Origin of the sequence: Pseudomonas sp. HMWF006 (assembly GCF_003061205.1) — a bacterium.
Lineage (GTDB): Bacteria > Pseudomonadota > Gammaproteobacteria > Pseudomonadales > Pseudomonadaceae > Aquipseudomonas > Aquipseudomonas monsensis.
Map to the genome: position 1 here is coordinate 1 of NZ_QAIU01000122.1, position 1,630 is coordinate 1,630.

Here is a 1,630-nt window from a genome sequence, read left to right on the forward strand (position 1 = left end):
GCCGAATACGGACTGTGGGCTGTGCTTGGCACCGGCGCAGCAATCACAGCGCAAGGCACCCCACTGCAACTGGTGGCAGGGTCTGCCAACGGCAGTGCAATTGCTCAACGTCTTGGCGGATCACTGTCACTGGGTCTACTGACAGGAACAAGTGTGGTTGCTGCGGGCTTCGTAACGGGCATGGTTGGGATGCTGATACCAAACACCCGCATTTCCCCAGACAGCGCCTTCTACACGAACGATCAGTACGCAACACTTGAAACTGGCCGCTCTCGTGTCCGTTTCAACGTGAAGACGTTGCCGGACGGCTCCGTTGACGTTTATGGCTTCTACACGGGTGGTAAACCGGAATGGGAAAACGTTCCAGTCATCAGGGGTGAGAAGGTCGGGGAGAAATACGTTGCTGACATTGGCAACGGAATTGGCCTGACGTGGACGCCAACAGAAAGTGGTGATGGTGTACTGGGTATTCCTGCACTTGAAGGTGCCCCACAGTTGCCATCTGCCTGGGTGTATCCGCCGACAGCACGGTCTGACACGGTGTTGGCAAACCCTGCACATCCTCCTGAGTTCCAGGATGCGATTATCTGGTTCCCTGACTCGGGCATTGAGCCACTCTACATCGTGCTTAGCACGCAACTGCAAAAGAACAAGCAGAGAGGCAAAGAGTACGAAGACGAATCCTTCGAGGAGTACAGCAAAACCAGACCCGAGGCAGCCCGCGAGATTACAATTAAAGCCGACAACGGAGTTAAAACCCGAGTTGATATTATTGGGCGAGACGCTGACGGTGAAATCTCATGTGTCGAATGCAAATCATCCGATACAGCGCCATTGACCAAGAATCAGAAATCGGCCTTTTCTGAAATTGAGAAAACGGGGGGTACGGTTGTAGGTAAAGGAAAACCCGGCTTCCCCGGAGGCACCAGAATTCCACCTACAAGAATTGACATCATTCGACCCGACCCAACCCTCTGAGGGAGCAGACATGTCCATCACCGAAACAAAAGTCGTCGATATTATTGCGGTGCCCGAGTGGGAGCCTGAAAACGTTATTTTGGTAATCACTGACCACCTTGAGTGGGGTGATAAAGCGCAACAAGGCGAACACCTGCTACTGCTTCAAGAAAAGATCAACAGCTACGTTGCTTTCATTGAGAGCGGAGAGCTGCTGGAAAGCTACCCGCCAGCGAAAGACAAGCTACCAATCATCCGAGTTAACGGTTTGTATGAGCTGCCAGCACAAGGCGAAACCTTTGTAGACCGAGTCACTGACCTTCTGAAAGGTGCAGGTATAGGCTTTGAGTTCGTGCTGAAAGAAAGCGAGAAAATTCGCAAAATGTGACTACCCGTGTCCAAAGGCTAGCGGATTGCTCAAGGAGAAAACTATGAAGCTTCGCCCTGACTTAATGCCACCGGTGCTGGATGAACCCTTGGTTGCTCGATTGACGATGCTTGCAGAAGAAATTGATTGCGGGCACGAAGAACAAACCCAGAGTCAGGTGGCAGCATTCAACCGGGAAGCAATGACCGCACTTGAGTTCATCGACTTTCAGGGAATCTATGGCGGGCAATCTCACGACACATGGGTTCGCAAGGTCTTAGCAACACCGTTTGAACGGCGCGTGGC

The 1,630-nt window shown here is 52.3% G+C and carries 2 protein-coding genes and 1 pseudogene; all 3 read left to right on the forward strand.

Going from position 1 to position 1,630, the window contains the following annotated elements:
* A partial coding sequence (locus tag DBR24_RS04680) for an S-type pyocin domain-containing protein (protein ID WP_128614051.1) occupies positions 1 to 978 on the forward strand: 978 nt, incomplete at its 5' end.
* 10 nt (positions 979 to 988) lie between these two features.
* A complete protein-coding gene (locus DBR24_RS04685; protein ID WP_128614052.1) occupies positions 989 to 1,345 on the forward strand; it encodes a DUF6572 domain-containing protein in 357 nt (118 codons plus the stop codon).
* A 43-nt stretch (positions 1,346 to 1,388) separates the two neighbouring features.
* Positions 1,389 to 1,630, forward strand: a pseudogene (locus tag DBR24_RS04690) (hypothetical protein); the annotation flags it as partial.